Source organism: Clavibacter michiganensis subsp. insidiosus, from assembly GCF_002240565.1.
GTDB classification, from domain to species: Bacteria; Actinomycetota; Actinomycetes; order Actinomycetales; family Microbacteriaceae; genus Clavibacter; species Clavibacter insidiosus.
The window spans coordinates 56,644-71,661 of the sequence record NZ_MZMO01000001.1 but is presented as its reverse complement, the minus strand read 5'-3'; the positions used below and the strand labels follow the sequence as shown (position 1 = coordinate 71,661).

The window sequence follows — 15,018 nt, the reverse complement described above, 5'->3', positions numbered from 1 at the left end:
GCGCTCAGCGGATCGGAGCGCGGCGGAGGAGGCGGCCGCGGTGCGCGCGCGGTGGCCGGCCAGCGTGCCCGGCCGTGTCGACGGATCCGCCCGTGAGGCCCGCCACGAGCCGGCGTTGGAGGACCGTCGCGGCGGCGAAGAGCGGGATCACGCCGATGAGGGACGCGGCCGCGATCTTGCCGAAGTCCTGCACGCGCTCGCCCAGCATGAGCGACAGGACCACGGGGAAGGTCTGCGCGTCGGGTCCCTGGGTGAGGAACGTGGCGAACAGGAACTCGTCGTAATCCAGCACGGCCACGATCACGCCGACCGAGACGAGGGCGGGCGTGAGCATCGGGGTGACGATGCTGGCGAGCACGCGCCACTCGCCCGCGCCGTCGAGCTGCGCGGCCTCGTCGAGCTCCACGGGGAGGCGGCGCACGAAGCCCTCGAGCAGCCAGACGGCCACCGCGGTGTTCGCGAGCGCGTAGACGAGCGTCAGGCCGGTGAGCGTGTTGTTGAGGTGCAGGATCCGCAGCAGCGTGAAGACCGGAACGATCGCGACGATCGGCGGCAGCAGCCACGGGCTGAGCACGAGCCCGGCCAGCGCCCGGCCGCCCGTGCGGTACCGGGCCATCGCCCACGCGGCGGGGAGCGCGAAGAGCAGCGTGAGGGCGGCCGCGGCGAGGGAGGCGGCGAGGGAGTTGAGGATCCCGCGGGGGAGGCCGGAGCCCGTCAGCGCGGCCGCCCAGTTGCCCCAGCTGGGATCCGTCGGCACGAGGATCCCGGCGGACACCTGGCCCTGCGACATGAGCGACACCGACAGCAGGTACGCCAGCGGCACGAGGGCGGCGGCGAGGGAGAGGGCCAGCCACAGGTCGGCCCCGCGGGAGCGGCGCCGCGCGCCGGGGCGTCGGACGGACCGAGGACGGGCGGCGCGGACGGGTGCGTCAGACATCGTGGAGCCTCCGGGTGATCGCGACGACGGGGAGCGTGACGACCGTCACGACCACGGCGAGCAGCAGCGTGATGACGGACGCCCGACCGACGTCGAAGTGCTGCAGGGCCGCCTGCCAGATGAGGTACGCGGGCACGGTCGTCGCCTGGCCCGGCCCGCCCGAGGTGAGGATGTAGACGAGGTCGAACAGCTTGAACGCCAGCACCAGGCGGATGAGGGCGACCGCCGCGACGGTGCCCGCGATCGCGGGGAGGGTGATGCTGCGGAACAGCCTCAGGCCGTGCGCGCCGTCGAGCGCTGCGGCCTCGCCGACCGCCGGATCCTGGCCGATGAGCGCCGCGAACACGAGCAGGACGATGAGCGGCGTCCACTCCCACACGTCCGCGAGAGCCACGCCGAGGAAGGCGGTCGCGGGCTGCGACAGCACCGAGAGGGACGCGCCCCCGGGCACCACGGCGGTCACGAGCACGTCCACCAGCCCGCCGTTCGGCGCGAAGACGAGCTTCCAGAGCACGCCCACCACGACCGGCGGCGTGATCATCGGGAGCAGCAGCAGGGTGCGCACCACGGCGCCCGCGTGCACCGACCGCCACAGCGCCACCGCCGTCGCCACCCCGAGCACGAGGCTCACGGCGGTGACGAGGAGCGCGTGGACGACGCCGCGCACGAGCGCCGCGGTCGTGTCGCCCTCCGCCAGCACGTCGGCGAAGGTGGCGGTGCCGACGAACTCCTGGAACGGCCGCCCGAGGCTCGACTCGGTGAGGGCGGCGAGCGCGATGAACACGAGCGGGTACCCGCCGAGCACGACGAGCGCGAGCACCGCGGGGGCGACGAAGACGCGCCGCGGCCAGGTGCCGCGTCCGCGACGGCGTGCCCGCGGGATCCGCGGCGCCCGCTCCCGGGGCGACCCCGGCTCCCGGGGCGTCCCCGACTCCCGCGGCGACCGCGTCTCCGGTGCGATCGCGACGCTCACTCGAGGAGCTCTTCCCACTTCGCCTGCACCCGGTCGAGGGTCTCCTGCGCGGTGCCGCCCTCGCCGGCGAGCAGCTTCGCGAGCTCGTCCGTGAGCACCTGCGCGGCCTCGGTGGCGTTCTTGCCCGTCGGCCACGCGAGCGCGCCGTCGAGCGTCGCGCGGTTCACCTGCTGGATCTGCGGGAACTCCGCGCCGTAGGTCGGGTCCTCGAGCGAGGAGACGCGGTTGGGATCGATGCCCGTGGGCGGCGACGCGGTGAGCAGCTTCGCGTTCACCTCCGACGACGACGCCCACGTGATGAACCTCTCCGCGAGCGCGGTCTTCTGCGTGTTCGCCGCGACGACCCAGCTGAACCCGGCGACGAGCGAGGCCCGCGGCGTCGTGTTCGCCCCTCCGGTGGGCAGCAGGGTGACGCCCCACTTGCCCGCGACCTGGGAGCCCGACGTCGGATCCTCGCTGCGGACGCCGAGGTCGGTCCAGTTCTCGATGAAGGCGACCTTCCCGGCGAACCACGCGCTGTTCCCGGCGCCGAAGTCGGTCTCCGCCGGCGTGGGCAGCGCCTGGTCCTGCACGTCGACGAGGGCCTGCGCGGCGGCGACCGCCTGCGGGCTGTCGATCGTGGGCCGCCCGTCCGCGTCGAGGAAGGAGCCGCCGAATCCCGCGAGGCGGTTCGCGAAGCTCGCGCCGAGGATCAGGGGCGACTTCTGCCCGAACACGGCGGCGCCGTAGACCCCGTCGGCCTTCTCGTTCGCGGTGATGGTGGTGACCTGCCTGAGGTACTCGTCCCAGGTCCTCGGCGGCTCCGTGAAGCCGTTCCGCGCCAGGATCTCCTTGTTGTAGAACAGCACGTGCGTGTCGCCGTCGAAGGGCAGGCCGTAGGTGCGCCCGTCGACCTGGGTGTACGGCTCCCAGATGGAGGGGATGAAGTCCCCCACGTCGATCGAGGGGTCGCCGTCGACCCGGTCGGTGATGTCCTGGATCGCCCCGTCGGCCGCCAGGTCGCCGAGGGACGTGTACCAGGGCGCGGCCACGTCGATGGTGTCGGCGCCGGATTGCTGGTCGAGCGCGAGCTTCGACCCGATCTCGTCGTACGGGACGATGACGGGCGTGATCTTCGCCCCCGTCTCCTTCTCGAACTCGGACGCGAGCCACTTCGCCGCGCCCTCGTGGGAGGAGATCATGAGGACGGTGAGCTCCTGGCCGGAGATGTCGCCGTCGGCGGAGCCCGCGTCGGCGGAGTCGCCGGAGCACGCCGACAGGACGAGCGAGGCCGCCGCGACACCGGCGGCGAGCACGAGGCGACGCGCGCGGCGCCCGCGGCGGGAGCGGATGTGGGACATGGGTTCCCCCTCGTGGGTCGGACGGATCGGAGGGCGTCGGCGCCTCCGCTGCTGAGGAAGGTAGGGCGTCCGGCGCGCTGGCGGGAGGCCCGGCGTAGGACGGCGTCACGGTGTGACGAACCGTGTCGCGGCACGTGTCGCCGTGTTGCGGGGGCCCTTCCGGGCGGCCGCGGAGCGCGGCTAGCTTCGGGCCGCACGGCTCCGCGACGGGGCCGGCCGCGTGGCCGTCTCCCCGGACCGCCATGCGCCCGCATCGGGGGACGGAGGGAGTCGGATGGCATCCCGCATCATCCTCAACGCGTTCGACATGAGCTGCGTGACGCACCAGGCACCCGGGCTGTGGCGGCATCCCGCCAACCAGGCCCACCGCTACAACTCGCTCGACTACTGGGTCGACCTGGCCCGGCTCCTGGAGCGCGGCACCTTCGACGCCCTCTTCATCGCCGATGTGGTGGGCGTCTACGACGTGTACCGGCACTCGGCGGCCCCGGCGCTGGAGGACTCCGCGCAGATCCCCGTGGGGGATCCCGTCGTGCAGGTCTCCGCCATGGCGCACGCCACCCGGCACCTCGGCTTCGGACTCACCGTGGCGTCCACCTACGAGCTGCCGTACGCGCTCGCGCGCCGCTTCTCGACCCTCGACCACTTCACCGGCGGACGCATCGGCTGGAACGTCGTCACCAGCTACCTCGACTCGGCCGCCCGCAACCTCGGCCTCGAGACCCAGATCGGGCACGACGACCGCTACGGCATCGGCGACGAGTTCCTCGACGTCGCGTCCAAGCTGTGGGAGGGGTCGTGGGAGGACGACGCCGTGGTGGTGGATCGCGAGTGCGGCGTCTACACGGACCCCGCGAAGGTGCATCCCATCGCGCACGAGGGCGAGCACTTCCGGGTGCCCGGGGTGCACCTGTCGGAGCCCAGCCCGCAGCGCACGCCGGTCGTCTTCCAGGCCGGCGCGTCGCCCCGGGGTCGCGAGTTCGCGGCGAAGCACGGCGAGGCGATCTTCATCAACGGCCTCACGCCGGAGCTCACCCGCCCGGTGACGGACGACATCCGGGACCGGGCGGAGCGCATCGGCCGGCCGCGCGACAGCGTCCGGATCCTGACGCTCGCCACCGTGATCGTGGCCGAGACCGACGAGGCGGCGGCCGCGCTCCTCGAGGAGTACCGCGGCTACGTGAGCCTCGACGGGGCCCTCGCCCTGTACGGCGGCTGGTCCGGGCTCGACCTCTCCGGGTACGACCCCGACGCGCCGCTCAAGTACATCGACACGGACGCCGCCCGGTCCGCGCTCGCGATCTTCACCCGCTACGACCCGGACCGCGACTGGACGCCCCGGGACGTGGCGCACTACGTGGGCATCGGCGGCATCGGCCCGGTCATCTCCGGCAGCGCGACCACCGTCGCCGACGAGCTCGAGCGATGGATCGAGGTGGGCGGCACCGACGGCTTCAACCTCGCCTACGTGGTCACCCCCGGCACGTTCGAGGCGGTCGTCGACCTGCTCGTGCCGGAGCTGCGCCGCCGCGGACGCGTGTGGGACGAGTACCCGGAGGGCACCCTGCGCGGCCGCCTCAACGGCACCGGATCCCCGGTCGTCCCCGAGTGGCACCCCGCGCACGCCTACCGCGGCGCCTACGTGGGCGCGCCGAGCGCCGCCGACGACACCGCGCCCGCCCTCTTCCCCGCGACCATCGATCCCGGATCGGACTGACATGACCGACACGACCACCCGATCCGACGCCGCCCCGGCCCCGTCGCCCGCGCCCGCTGCGGCAGCCGATGCGCGATCGCCGTGGCACGGCACCGCGTCCCGCGACGAGCTCGCGCGGTGGCGGGCCGTCGCCGAGCGGGTCGCCGCCGCCCTCGACGAGGACGCCCTCGCGCGCGACCGGGCCAACGCGGATCCCACGACGGAGCTCGACCTGCTGCGCGACAGCGGCCTCCTCAACCTCCTCGACCCGGCCGAGCACGGCGGGGGAGGCGGGCACTGGGAGTCGGCGTTCCTCGCCGTGCGGATCCTGTCGCGCACCGACGCGTCCATCGCGCAGGTCCTCGCGTACCACTACATCAACTCCGGCAACCTCGGCTTCACCGCGACCGGTGCGACGCGCGCGGAGGGCTACCGCCGCACGGTCGCCGGGCGCTGGGTGTGGGGGGACTCCGTCAACCCGACCGATCCCGATCTCCGGCTCACCCCCGACGGCGACGGCTACCGGCTCAACGGCCTCAAGCGGTTCTCCACGGGCGCGTCCGCGGGCGACGTCGTGCTCGTGAACGCGGTCGTCGCGGGCGGCGACCTCGACGGGCGCATCGTCGTGTTCGCGCTCGACCACGACCGGCCGGGCATCGACTACCTGGGCGACTGGGAGGCGCTCGGCCAGCGCCTCTCCGCGAGCGGATCCGTGCGGTTCGCCGACGTGCGCGTCGACCCGGCCGACGTGCTGGGGCTGGGCGGCGACGAGCCGTTCTCCACGCTCGTGACCCCCGGGATCCAGCTCGCGTTCGGCAACCTGTACCTCGGCATCGCGGAGGGGGCCCTCGCCAAGGCCCTCGACCTCGTGCGCGGCCGACGCGGCACCTGGTTCCTCAGCCCGGCGGACGCGTACCGGCACGACCCGTTCGTGCAGCGCGTCGTGGGCGAGCTGGCGTCGCGCATCGCCGCGGTGGAGGCGCTGGCGGATCGCGCCGGCCGCGCGTTCGACGAGGTCGTCGACCTCGGCGACGGCGTCACGGCGGAGGTGCGCGGCGGCATCGCGATCGAGGTCGCGAAGCTGAAGGTGGTGTCCACCGAGGTGGGCGTCGAGGTGGCAAACCGCGTGTTCGAGGTCACGGGATCCAGCTCGGCGAGGTCGTCGACGGGCCTCGACCTGTTCTGGCGGAACGTCCGGACGCACTCGCTCCACGACCCCGTCGACTACAAGAAGCTCGAGGTCGGGGCGCATGCGCTCACCGGCGAGCTCCAGCCCATCTCGCTCTACACGTGAGGGATCCGATGACCCGCCGACTCGACCCCGTCCTCGCGCGCCTGCGCCCCCTGCTCGACCGCATCGCGGAGGGCGCCGTCGCCCGCGAGCGCGACCACGAGCTGCCCGTCGAGCCCCTGCGCGACCTCGTCGACGCGGGGCTGTCCCGTCTCCGCGTGCCGGTGGAGCAGGGCGGCGAGGGCCTCAGCATCCCCGAGCTCGCGGAGGTGCTCGTGGAGCTCGCCGCCGCGGACTCGAACCTGCCGCAGATCCTCCGCGGCCACATCGCGTTCGTCGAGGACCGGCTGCAGGCGCCGCCCGGGCCCGAGCGCGACGCGTGGCTGCGGCGGTTCGCGGCGGGCGAGCTCGTCGGCAACGCGTGGAGCGAGGTCGGCTCGGGCGCGATCGGCACGGCGCAGACGAAGCTGGAGCGCCGCGGCGACCGCTGGGTGCTGAACGGCCGCAAGTACTACACGACCGGCAGTATCTTCTCCGCGTGGACCGACGTGACGGCCGATCGCGACGGCGAGCCCGTGACCGCGATCGTCCGCACCGACCAGCCGGGCGTGACCATCTCCGACGACTGGGACGGGTTCGGCCAGCAGCTCACCGGCACCGGCACCATCGTGTTCGAGGACGCGGAGGTGGACGCCGCCCACGTCGCGCCGTTCGCCGAGCGGTTCCGGTACCAGACGGCGCTGTACCAGCTCGTGCTGCTCGCCGTGCTCGCCGGGGTGGCGGTGGCGGCGGAGCGCGACACGGCGCGGGCCGTCCGCGAGCGCACCCGGGTCTACAGCCACGGGGTGGCGTCGCTCGTGCGGGACGACGCGCAGATCCAGGCCGTGGTGGGGGAGATCTCCGCCGTCGCGTACACGGCGCGGCTGCTGGTGCGGGGTGTCGCGGAGGCGGTGCAGGCCGCGGCGGACACGGCGCACGATCCCGGGAGCGACGCCGACGTGCAGGCGAACGTGCTCGCCGAGATCCGGTCGGCGCAGGCGCAGGTGGTGCTCTCGGAGTCGGTGCCGCGCGCGGCGAACCGGGTGTTCGACACGCTCGGCGCCTCCGCCACGAGTCGCGCCCGCGGGCTGGATCGGCACTGGCGCAACGCGCGCACGGTCGCCTCGCACAACCCGGTCGTCTACAAGGCGCGCATCGTCGGCGACTGGTCGATCAACGGCACGCCGCCGCCGTTCGTGTGGGAGATCGGGACGGTGGTCCCGGCGGAGGGGGAGAGGGCATCTTCGGAGCCCCCGCCTCGGTAGCGTCGCAGCAGCGGGCGATCCGCCGACGAGAGGCATCCGACATGAGCGAGACCCCGAGGCGCAGGCCCCTCGATCCCCTCGACCCCGCCGACCAGCGCGTCGCCGGCGAGCTCCGCCGCGACCGCTACCTCGGCGCCCGCGACCTGACCCGCTGGGCGACCCCGGTCGGCCGCGCGCTGGTGCGGCTCGTGCAGCGGATCGTGCGCGCGCTCGGCCCGTACGCGGCCCTCGTGATCACCCTGCTGGTGGGACTCGTGCTCGCGTTCGGCCTCGCCGCGATCGCCGCGCAGGTCTACGACAACGTCACCGACGCCGACGGGGTCGCCGGCCTCGACAAGCCGCTCCTCGTCTTCATGATCGGCATCCGCACGCCGTGGCTGAACGACGCGGCGACCGCGTACACGGACGTCGCGGGCGTCGTGGTCATGCCGATCATCGCCGTGGTGACGATGCTGTTCCTCGCGGTGCGTCGCCGGTCGTGGACGCCGATCATCCTGGTGCTCGCGGCCGGCGGCGGATCCCTGCTGCTCACGATCGCGGGCAAGGACATCATCGACCGCGCCCGTCCCGACCTCGCCGACGCGGTGCCGCCGTACGAGACGTCGCCGTCGTTCCCGAGCGGGCACACGCTGAACGCGGTGGCGATCGCCGGGATCCTCGCCTACCTGCTCCTCCTCCGGCAGCACCGCCGCGCGACCCGCGTGCTCTCGATCGCGGTCGCCGTGGTCTTCGCGGTCACGATCGGCGCCACCCGCGTCTACCTCGGCCACCACTGGTTCACGGACGTGCTGGCCGCCTTCTTCCTCGGCGGCGCGTGGCTGGCGCTGGTGATCACGGCGCATAGGCTGTACCTGACGGCGCGGCGGCCGGAGGCTGTGGAGGCGGGGCTGGTCCGCTGATCCGTCCGGGGTGTGTCACGGTGGGGACATGGACGACAGGCGCAGGTTCGAGCACGACTCCGCGGCGCAGAAGCGGCTGACGGGTCAGCTGTCCGCTCGTCAGGAGCTCGTGCTGATCGCGGTGACCGCTTTCATGTCCGCGTCCGCCCTCGCTTTCTTCGAGCTCGAGTTCGTCACGCGGATCGTCCTGATGGTGGTCGTGATGCTGGTGCTCGTGCTGATCGGCCGTGTCGCCATCCGCCGCAGCAACCTCCGCCGGCACCGCTAGCCGATACCCGCGCGCGCCGCGACTGCGACGTGCGACCCTTGCCGCATGGATCTCGAGGTCGGCCCCGCGCTGACCATCCCCGCGGCCGAGCTGCGGTGGCGGTTCTCGCGGTCGTCCGGGCCCGGCGGGCAGCACGTCAACACGTCCGACAGCCGGGTGCAGCTCACGTGGAGCCCGGCCGAGTCGCTGGTGCTCACCGATCAGCAGCGGGCGCGGATCCTCGAGCGGCTCGGCCGGCGCCTGGTCGGCGGCGCGATTACGGTGACGGTCTCCGAGCAGCGGTCGCAGCTGCGGAACCGGGTGGCCGCCCTCGACGCGCTCCGCGAGATCGTGGCGGATGCGCTCGCGCCCGATGCCGCCCCGCGACGACCGACCCGCCCCACGAAGGGCTCGCAGCGCCGCCGCCTCGCGGCCAAGACGCAGCGCTCCGCGACGAAGCAGCAGCGCAAGCGGCCGACCGGCGACTGAGCGCGCGGCCGGGCAGCCGTCAGCGGATCAGGCTGACGCCCCCACGGACGCGTCGGCCCGGTCTCACCCCAGCGCCTCCCCGATCTCCTTGATCGCGGCGAGCGACCGCAGGTTGAAGTCCACGCCGAGCTGGCTGGGGATCGTGACGAGCAGCGTGTCCGCGGCGGCGATCGCCGTGTCGGCGCCGAGCTCCTCGATGAGGCGCTCCGGGCTGCCGATGTAGGAGCGGCCGAAGCGCCACTTCTCGCCGCCGACCTGGCCGACCTGGTCCTTGCCCTCGATCTGCGAGCGGATGCCGAAGTACATCTCCGACTCGTCGTCGATGATCGGGATGATGCTGCGGCTGACGCTCACGCGCGGCTCCCACGCGTGCCCCGCGGCGGCCCAGCCGTCGCGGAACAGCTGGATCTGCTCGGCCTGGAGCACGTCGAGCGGCACGCCGGTGTCCTCCGAGAGGAGCGTCGACGACATGAGGTTCATGCCCTGCTCGGCCGCCCACTGACCGGTCGCGCGCGTGCCGGCGCCCCACCAGATCCGCTCGCGGAGGCCCGGCGACTGCGGCGTGATCGCGACGCCGCCGGCGATGATGCCGCGCTGCGGGGCGGCGGTCGCGAGCTCCTCGCCCTCGAGCGCGCGGAGGAAGAGGCCGGTGTGGCGGCGGGCCATGTCGGCGTCGGTCTCGCCGTCCTGCGGCACGTAGCCGAACGACTCGTAGCCGGCCTCGACCTGCTCGGGCGATCCGCGGCTGATGCCGAGCTGCACGCGGCGGTTGGAGATGAGGTCGGTCATGGCCGCCTCCTCCGCCGTGTAGAGGGGGTTCTCGTAGCGCATGTCGACGACGCCGGTGCCGATCTCGATCCGGCTGGTGCGGCTCGCGATGGCGGCCAGCAGCGGGAACGGCGACGCCTGCTGCGGCGCGAAGTGGTGCACGCGGAAGTACGCGCCGTCGATGCCGATCTCCTCGGCCGCGACCGCGAGGTCGATCGACTGGAGGAGCGAGTCCTGGGCGGTGCGCACGCGGGACCCGCGCACGTCCTGCCAGTGGTTGAACGACAGGAAGCCGATCTTGGTGGCCATGGGGCGCTCCTCGGTGCTCGACGGCGGCGGCATCCGGGTGGATGCGTCTGCATGGAAGTGAACCACGGCCGCGCGCCTGCCCATTCCCGCCCTCGACCGCGGGGCCGCCTCGGCCTACGCTCCGGACATGCACCGCATCTTCACGACGCCGTTCGCCGCGGTCTACCCGCTCTACGTGAAGAAGGTCGAGCGGAAGGGCCGCACGCAGGCCGACGTCGACGAGGTGATCACCTGGCTCACTGGCTTCGACGCCGCGGAGCTCCAGCACCACCTCGATGCGGAGACCACCTTCGAGGACTTCTTCGCGGCGGCCCGCCTCAACCCGCTCGCCGACGAGGTGCGCGGCGTGATCTGCGGCGTCCGCATCGAGGAGCTCGACGACCCGCTCATGAAGCGGATCCGGATCCTCGACCGGCTCGTCGACGAGGTCGCGCGCGGCCGGCCGATGCAGAAGGTGCTGCGCAGCGGTTAGTCCGGCCGCACCGCATCAGCGAGCACCGCTGCCGGCAGCACCGCGCTCGCGTGCAGCACCTCGATGCCGAGGAGGCGTCCGTCGGCGTCGAAGTCGAGCGCGACCTCGCCGCGGCCGCCGGGTGTGATCAGCGAGTGGATCTGCGACGCCACCCCACCGGCCGCGATGGGTCCCGTCAGCTCGATGTACGCGGCGTCGGCGGCCGCGTCGTAGGTGACCCGCATCACGCGCCCGCCCCCATCACCCGACGGAACGCGTCGAGCGTCTCGCGCAGCACCTCGGCGAGGTCGGTCGTGCCGCCGCCGTCCGAGAGCCAGCGACCGATGGAGACGCCGAAGACCGTCGCGGTGGCGTGGGCGACGAGCACGGCGGTGAGCGGATCCGACCCGCGCTCCACGAAGCCCGCGCGCACGGCCTCCTGCATCGCCTGGACCTTGCGCATCTCGCGCTCCTGCAGCCCGGGGTCGGCGCCGATGATGCGCTTGCGGGCGAGCAGCGTCGCGTGCCCCTCCGCGAACTGCGACGCGACCACCTCGGGAAAGCCGTCCTCGACGACCTGCAGCGGGGAGCGGTCGGCGGGCGCCTCCCGGATGATGCGCGTCACGAGCGCGGGCAGCTCGTCCTCCTCCGCGAAGAGCACCTCGCGCTTGTCGGCGAAGTGGCGGAAGAACGTGCGGGTCGTGAGGCCGGCGCGAGCGGTGATCTCGGGCACGGTCGTCTCCGCGAAGCCTTGGCTCTGGAACAGCTCGAGGGCGGCGGCGGCCAGGCGCTCACGCGTGTCCGGCTGCCATCTGCTCATGCGTCGATCCTAGTGATGACATTCCGTGTCATGGGTGTGTATGGTGATGACACGCGATGTCATCGGGCAGCGCGATCCTCAGATCGGAGATCCGCCGTGCCCACCGAAACCGCCGCCTGGCTCGCCTCGTCCGCCGCCGACCTCACCGTGGGTCCCGCGCCGCGGACCGCTCCCCGGGAGGGCGAGGTCGCGATCCGCGTGCACGCCGTCGCGATCAACCCGCTCGACACGATGAAGCAGCACATGGGCGACCTCATGTACCGCTGGCTGCCGCACCCCGCGGTGCTCGGCGAGGACGTCGCGGGCGTCGTCGAGGAGGTCGGACCCGGCGTCACGCGCTTCGCCGTCGGCGACCGGGTCGTCGCGTACGCGGTCGGCATGGAGAAGGGGCGGCGGCATGCACCCGAGGGCGGGTTCCAGTCGCGCGCCGTCGTCCGCACCGACCTCGCGTCGCCGATCCCGGACGCGATGCGCTTCGAGGACGCCGCCGTCCTCCCCCTCGGGATCTCCACCGCCGCGTCCGGCCTCTTCGGCGCCGACCAGCTCGGCCTGCGCATGCCCGACGCCACCACGCCGTCGACGGGGGAGACCGTGGTGGTCTGGGGCGGATCCACGAGCGTCGGCATGAACGCGATCCAGCTCGCGGTCGCGGCCGGGTACGACGTCGTGACGACCGCGTCGCCGCGCAACCACGAGCTCGTGCGCGCGCTCGGCGCGAGCCGCGCCTTCGACTACCGCAGCCCGACGGTGGTGCGGGACATCGTGGCGGACATCGCGGCGAGCGGCCGGAAGGTCGCGGGCGTGCTCGCGATCGGCACCGGATCCGGGGACCCGGCCGTGCGGATCGCGGCCGCCACGGGCGCGACGCGCGTCAGCATGGCGAGCCCACCGGTGTCGTTCGAGACCCTGCCGCGCGGTGGTCGCGTCGGCCTGCCGCTCGTGCGCCTCGGGATCCGCATGGGCACCGCCACCCCGGCCCTGATGGTCCGCGCGCGCGTCCGCGGCATCCGCACGAGCTTCATCTGGGGCAGCGCGCTCATGCACGACGGCGTCGGCGCGATGCTCTGGGAGCGCTTCCTGCCCGAAGCGCTCGCCGACGGTCGCTACGTCGCGGCGCCGGCCGCCGAGGTGGTCGGCACGGGGCTCGAGGCGATCCAGCCGGCGATGGACCGCCTGCGCGCGGGCGTCTCGGCGCGGAAGCTCGTGGTCGCCCTGGACGACCGGGCCTGACCTCCGCGGCTAGCGTGGGGAGCACCGACACCCGAGGAGCACCCGCATGAGCCGCATCACCGTCGACCAGCTCGCCGCCCTGGATTCGCCCGTCCTCATCGACGTGCGCGAGCCCGACGAGTACGCCGCGGGCCACGCGCCCGGCGCCGTCAACCTGCCCCTGTCGCAGCTCGACGCGCGCGTCGACGAGGTGCCGACCGACGCGCCCGTGCACGTGATCTGCCAGTCCGGCGGCCGCAGCGCCCGGGCGACCGAGGCGCTCGCGGCCCGGGGCGTCGACGCGGTCGACGTCGAGGGCGGCACGAGCGCGTGGATCTCCGCCGGGCACCCCCTCAACCGCGACTGAGCGGGCCGCGTCGTCGGCGGCGCTTCCGTAGCATCGGGGCATGCCCGCCGCCGCGCACGAGCTCCTGACCGTCTCCGACCGGGCCGCGTGGCGCGCCTGGCTGGACGCCAACGAGGAGGCGTCCGACGGCGTGTGGCTGGTGCTCGCGAAGAAGGGCACCACGGATCCGACCTCGCTCACCTACGCCGAGGCGCTCGATGAGGCGCTGTGCAGCGGGTGGATCGACGGGCAGACCGCGAGCATCGACGAGCGGATCTTCCGGCGCCGCTTCACCCCCAGGCGGAAGGCGTCGCTGTGGTCCGAGCGGAACATCGGGCTCGTCGCCACGCTCGCCGCGGAGGGGCGGATGCGGCCGACCGGGATCCGTGAGGTCGAGCGCGCGCAGGCCGACGGCCGATGGGAGCGCGCCTACGCGGGCCAGGCGTCGGCGGCCGAGCCGGAGGACCTGCGGGCCGCGCTCGCCGCGTCACCCGCCGCCGCGGAGACCTTCGCGACGCTGTCCAAGGTCAACCGCTACGCCGTGATCCATCGGGTCACGACCGCGCCGAACGCGACCGTCCGCGGGAACCGGCTCGCGAAGCTCGTCGCGATGCTCGAGCGCGGGGAGTCGCCGCACCCGCAGTAGCGCGGCTCGTCAACGCGCGAACCAGTCCTTCGCCAGGATCGACATGACCACCTCGTCGTGGAACGCGCCGTCGTGGAAGACCGTCTCGCGGAGCACGCCCTCCTCGACGAAGCCGACCTTCCGGTAGGTCGCCCTGGCCCGCGCGTTGAACGCGAACACGTGCAGCTGGATCCGGTTCAGCCCCATCTCGCGGAACCCGTACTCGACGAGCGTGCGGACGGCGTCGGTGCCGTAGCCGGAGCCCGTGTGCTCGGATCCGATCATCACGGTGAGCGTCGCGGAGCGCGTGAGGAGCTTGGCGCCGTAGAGCGTGACGTGGCCGACGAGGCGGCCGGAGATCCGGTCGGTGACGCAGAAGCCGACGTCGCCCGCCGCCTCGCTCGCGCTCCACTTCCGGAACTGCTCCGCCACGTCGCCCTCCGGCCGAGGCCGCACCGTGAGCTGCTGGAGCACCGCCCACTCGGGATCCCGCCACCAGCGCACGAGGTCGGGCAGGTCGGCGTCCTCGAGCGCGCGAAGGCGGATCCGCTCGCCCTGCAGGATCCCCGCGCCGTACCGCTGCGGGTCGCCCGCGTCCGTCCATGTCATGCGGCCATGGTGCCAGGGTCCGGGTGCGCGGGTCGGGATCGGCGATCAGGCGCCGGGCAGCGTGAGCGTGAGGATCCCGTCGCGCGCCTCGACCGTCGTGCCGCGGTGGTCGCGCACGCGGGGGAGGCCGACGGTGGTCCCGCTCTGGTGGTCGCCCACGACGACGACGCGCATGCCGGCGGCGAGGCCCGCCTGGATCCCGGCCTCGGCGTCCTCGTAGACGATCGCGTCCGCGGGATCCACGCCCAGGCGCTCGGCTGCCAGCAGGTAGCCGTCCGGGTGCGGCTTGCCGTTCGCGACGTCCTCGGCGGTGACGAGCAGGTCGGGCACGCGGACGCCGGCGCCGGTGAGGCGGGCGCGCGCGAGCTCGCGGCCGGCGCTCGTGACGAGGGCGTGGGATCCGGCGGGCAGCGCCGCCACGAGGTCGCGCGCGCCGGGGATCTCGACCGTCGCGGGGCTGCCGTCGAGCTCGAGGCGGTCGAGCTCGGCCAGGAGGGCGGGCACGTCGCTGCCGGCGGGCGCGAACCGGGCGATGCTGTCGGCGGCGCGCACGCCGTGGATCCGCCGCAGGAGGTCCGCCGGGTCGTGGCCGAAGCGCGGGGCGAGCATCGTCCAGATCTCCTCGACGAGCGCGGTCGAGTCGACGAGCGTCCCGTCCATGTCGAGGAGGAGCGCGCGGGCGGTGAGCGTGACGGGGGAGGACATGGGTCCAGTCTCCCGGACGGCGCGCGGGGCGAGCCGGTGTGGAGAGGGGTCTCTCGTGCC

Annotated in this window: 18 protein-coding genes; 10 read left to right on the top strand and 8 right to left on the bottom strand. The window is 73.6% G+C overall.

Features of this window, described 5'->3' with window-relative positions; all coding sequences use genetic code 11:
• Positions 1-4 precede the first annotated feature (4 nt).
• Genes B5P21_RS00435 through B5P21_RS00425 form a run of 3 tightly spaced genes read right to left on the bottom strand, consistent with a single transcriptional unit; the run spans position 5 to position 3,250 of the window.
• Complete coding sequence (locus B5P21_RS00435; RefSeq protein WP_080939242.1) at positions 5-937, bottom strand: carbohydrate ABC transporter permease; 933 nt, start codon at positions 935-937, stop codon at positions 5-7.
• Positions 930-1,910, bottom strand: coding sequence for a carbohydrate ABC transporter permease (locus tag B5P21_RS00430; protein WP_236688749.1), 981 nt, complete (start codon positions 1,908-1,910; stop codon positions 930-932). Before B5P21_RS00430 ends, B5P21_RS00435 begins: the two co-directional genes overlap by 8 nt.
• On the bottom strand, positions 1,907-3,250 hold the full coding sequence (locus B5P21_RS00425; protein ID WP_045526192.1) for an ABC transporter substrate-binding protein: 1,344 nt from the start codon (positions 3,248-3,250) through the stop codon (positions 1,907-1,909). Before B5P21_RS00425 ends, B5P21_RS00430 begins: the two co-directional genes overlap by 4 nt.
• 274 nt (positions 3,251-3,524) lie before the next feature.
• Between B5P21_RS00425 and B5P21_RS00420 the strand changes: the two genes are divergently transcribed.
• From B5P21_RS00420 to arfB, 6 genes are read left to right on the top strand one after another with little or no spacing between them, the layout of a single operon-like run.
• The gene (locus tag B5P21_RS00420; protein WP_045526194.1) at positions 3,525-4,967 is read left to right on the top strand and encodes an LLM class flavin-dependent oxidoreductase; all 1,443 of its coding nucleotides are present in this window, start codon (positions 3,525-3,527) and stop codon (positions 4,965-4,967) included.
• A gap of 1 nt (position 4,968) precedes the next feature.
• Complete coding sequence (locus B5P21_RS00415; RefSeq protein ID WP_080939243.1) at positions 4,969-6,240, top strand: acyl-CoA dehydrogenase family protein; 1,272 nt, start codon at positions 4,969-4,971, stop codon at positions 6,238-6,240.
• An 8-nt stretch (positions 6,241-6,248) separates the two neighbouring features.
• Positions 6,249-7,481, top strand: a complete 1,233-nt coding sequence (locus tag B5P21_RS00410; RefSeq protein WP_165770589.1) for an acyl-CoA dehydrogenase family protein — start codon at positions 6,249-6,251, stop codon at positions 7,479-7,481.
• A gap of 41 nt (positions 7,482-7,522) precedes the next feature.
• The gene (locus B5P21_RS00405) at positions 7,523-8,380 is read left to right on the top strand and encodes a phosphatase PAP2 family protein (protein WP_045526197.1); all 858 of its coding nucleotides are present in this window, start codon (positions 7,523-7,525) and stop codon (positions 8,378-8,380) included.
• 28 nt (positions 8,381-8,408) lie between these two features.
• The gene (locus B5P21_RS00400; protein ID WP_108742733.1) at positions 8,409-8,648 is read left to right on the top strand and encodes a hypothetical protein; all 240 of its coding nucleotides are present in this window, start codon (positions 8,409-8,411) and stop codon (positions 8,646-8,648) included.
• Between the two features lie 45 nt (positions 8,649-8,693).
• On the top strand, positions 8,694-9,116 hold the full coding sequence (gene arfB, locus B5P21_RS00395) for an alternative ribosome rescue aminoacyl-tRNA hydrolase ArfB (RefSeq protein WP_045526201.1): 423 nt from the start codon (positions 8,694-8,696) through the stop codon (positions 9,114-9,116).
• Positions 9,117-9,179: 63 nt separating this feature from the next.
• On the opposite strand, the gene B5P21_RS00390 is transcribed toward arfB, so the two are convergent.
• The gene (locus tag B5P21_RS00390) at positions 9,180-10,193 is read right to left on the bottom strand and encodes an LLM class flavin-dependent oxidoreductase (protein WP_094170633.1); all 1,014 of its coding nucleotides are present in this window, start codon (positions 10,191-10,193) and stop codon (positions 9,180-9,182) included.
• Between the two features lie 127 nt (positions 10,194-10,320).
• Between B5P21_RS00390 and B5P21_RS00385 the strand changes: the two genes are divergently transcribed.
• A complete protein-coding gene (locus tag B5P21_RS00385) occupies positions 10,321-10,665 on the top strand; it encodes a DUF2200 domain-containing protein (protein WP_045526205.1) in 345 nt (114 codons plus the stop codon).
• On the opposite strand, the gene B5P21_RS00380 is transcribed toward B5P21_RS00385, so the two are convergent.
• Together B5P21_RS00380 and B5P21_RS00375 are read right to left on the bottom strand one after the other, a co-directional pair.
• On the bottom strand, positions 10,662-10,889 hold the full coding sequence (locus B5P21_RS00380) for a DUF2283 domain-containing protein (RefSeq protein ID WP_045526207.1): 228 nt from the start codon (positions 10,887-10,889) through the stop codon (positions 10,662-10,664). The genes B5P21_RS00385 and B5P21_RS00380 overlap by 4 nt on opposite strands.
• Positions 10,889-11,464, bottom strand: a complete 576-nt coding sequence (locus B5P21_RS00375) for a TetR/AcrR family transcriptional regulator (RefSeq protein ID WP_045526209.1) — start codon at positions 11,462-11,464, stop codon at positions 10,889-10,891. The genes B5P21_RS00380 and B5P21_RS00375 overlap by 1 nt, the downstream gene beginning before the upstream one ends.
• 96 nt (positions 11,465-11,560) lie before the next feature.
• On the opposite strand from B5P21_RS00375, the gene B5P21_RS00370 reads away from it, so the two are divergent.
• The 3 genes from B5P21_RS00370 to B5P21_RS00360 are packed head-to-tail and all read left to right on the top strand — an operon-like array spanning position 11,561 to position 13,665.
• Entirely contained in the window at positions 11,561-12,694 is a 1,134-nt protein-coding gene (locus tag B5P21_RS00370; RefSeq protein ID WP_052663149.1) for a zinc-binding alcohol dehydrogenase family protein, read from the top strand.
• Positions 12,695-12,740: 46 nt separating this feature from the next.
• Entirely contained in the window at positions 12,741-13,040 is a 300-nt protein-coding gene (locus B5P21_RS00365; RefSeq protein ID WP_045526211.1) for a rhodanese-like domain-containing protein, read from the top strand.
• Between the two features lie 40 nt (positions 13,041-13,080).
• Positions 13,081-13,665, top strand: a complete 585-nt coding sequence (locus tag B5P21_RS00360; RefSeq protein ID WP_045526212.1) for a YdeI/OmpD-associated family protein — start codon at positions 13,081-13,083, stop codon at positions 13,663-13,665.
• 9 nt (positions 13,666-13,674) lie between these two features.
• Here B5P21_RS00360 and B5P21_RS00355 read toward each other — a convergent pair whose 3' ends face one another.
• Entirely contained in the window at positions 13,675-14,253 is a 579-nt protein-coding gene (locus B5P21_RS00355; RefSeq protein WP_045526215.1) for a GNAT family N-acetyltransferase, read from the bottom strand.
• Between the two features lie 45 nt (positions 14,254-14,298).
• Positions 14,299-14,958, bottom strand: coding sequence for an HAD-IA family hydrolase (locus tag B5P21_RS00350; RefSeq protein WP_045526216.1), 660 nt, complete (start codon positions 14,956-14,958; stop codon positions 14,299-14,301).
• Positions 14,959-15,018 lie beyond the last annotated feature (60 nt).

Coding starts and splice junctions, on each gene's coding strand:
- B5P21_RS00435 (WP_080939242.1), bottom strand. CDS start 937: ATGTCTGACGCACCCGTCCGCGCCGCCCGTCCTCGGTCCGTCCGACGC.
- B5P21_RS00425 (WP_045526192.1), bottom strand. CDS start 3,250: ATGTCCCACATCCGCTCCCGCCGCGGGCGCCGCGCGCGTCGCCTCGTG.
- B5P21_RS00420 (WP_045526194.1), top strand. CDS start 3,525: ATGGCATCCCGCATCATCCTCAACGCGTTCGACATGAGCTGCGTGACG.
- B5P21_RS00415 (WP_080939243.1), top strand. CDS start 4,969: ATGACCGACACGACCACCCGATCCGACGCCGCCCCGGCCCCGTCGCCC.
- B5P21_RS00410 (WP_165770589.1), top strand. CDS start 6,249: ATGACCCGCCGACTCGACCCCGTCCTCGCGCGCCTGCGCCCCCTGCTC.
- B5P21_RS00405 (WP_045526197.1), top strand. CDS start 7,523: ATGAGCGAGACCCCGAGGCGCAGGCCCCTCGATCCCCTCGACCCCGCC.
- B5P21_RS00400 (WP_108742733.1), top strand. CDS start 8,409: ATGGACGACAGGCGCAGGTTCGAGCACGACTCCGCGGCGCAGAAGCGG.
- arfB (WP_045526201.1), top strand. CDS start 8,694: ATGGATCTCGAGGTCGGCCCCGCGCTGACCATCCCCGCGGCCGAGCTG.
- B5P21_RS00390 (WP_094170633.1), bottom strand. CDS start 10,193: ATGGCCACCAAGATCGGCTTCCTGTCGTTCAACCACTGGCAGGACGTG.
- B5P21_RS00385 (WP_045526205.1), top strand. CDS start 10,321: ATGCACCGCATCTTCACGACGCCGTTCGCCGCGGTCTACCCGCTCTAC.
- B5P21_RS00380 (WP_045526207.1), bottom strand. CDS start 10,889: ATGCGGGTCACCTACGACGCGGCCGCCGACGCCGCGTACATCGAGCTG.
- B5P21_RS00375 (WP_045526209.1), bottom strand. CDS start 11,464: ATGAGCAGATGGCAGCCGGACACGCGTGAGCGCCTGGCCGCCGCCGCC.
- B5P21_RS00365 (WP_045526211.1), top strand. CDS start 12,741: ATGAGCCGCATCACCGTCGACCAGCTCGCCGCCCTGGATTCGCCCGTC.
- B5P21_RS00360 (WP_045526212.1), top strand. CDS start 13,081: ATGCCCGCCGCCGCGCACGAGCTCCTGACCGTCTCCGACCGGGCCGCG.
- B5P21_RS00355 (WP_045526215.1), bottom strand. CDS start 14,253: ATGACATGGACGGACGCGGGCGACCCGCAGCGGTACGGCGCGGGGATC.
- B5P21_RS00350 (WP_045526216.1), bottom strand. CDS start 14,958: ATGTCCTCCCCCGTCACGCTCACCGCCCGCGCGCTCCTCCTCGACATG.